Here is a 527-nt window from a genome sequence, read left to right on the forward strand (position 1 = left end):
GTATCCAGGGTATGGCGGTACATGCCGTATACATCGTCGCCACTGTAGAGCAAGGGACGGCTGTCCGCATTGACCGTTTTTTCCAGCTTGGTCAGATACCATTCCGTGTCCTTGGCATCTGCCACGCCCATGGTATCCCGGACGTAGGAACCATTCTGGATGGTCGGGGTCACATCCCAAAGGCCGCCGCGGTTCAGCGTCTCGCCCGTGAAAAACGCCTGCTTGCTATCGTCCGTTACCAAGAGCAAATGACGCGTACCCGTCACTTCCTTGCCGCGGGTCAAGCTGGCATCATAGACCTGGATTTTACCCGTGGAGCCGGCATCCGCCTGGGTGATATGCACCTTGTCCCCGTCCGTCTGGCTGTCAAGATCCGTCTTCATATAGAAAATACCATCATTGCCGCTGAAATGTTCCGCCGACAACTGCTGATAAGCCGTATTAGCCGTCATGTTCACCACGGCCCCGCTGTTCAGCGTGAGATTCGTGACCGAGCTGTCTCCCGTCATGTTCCACTGTGCCCCGTT

The 527-nt window shown here is 56.4% G+C and carries 1 protein-coding gene; it reads right to left on the reverse strand.

Annotation, left to right across the window (positions count from 1 at the left end; genetic code table 11):
* A partial coding sequence (locus tag DWX75_RS11750) for a hypothetical protein (protein WP_199497614.1) occupies positions 1-527 on the reverse strand: 527 nt, incomplete at both ends.

It is taken from the genome of Mitsuokella sp. AF21-1AC, from assembly GCF_003458855.1.
Classification (GTDB): Bacteria; Bacillota; Negativicutes; order Selenomonadales; family Selenomonadaceae; genus Mitsuokella.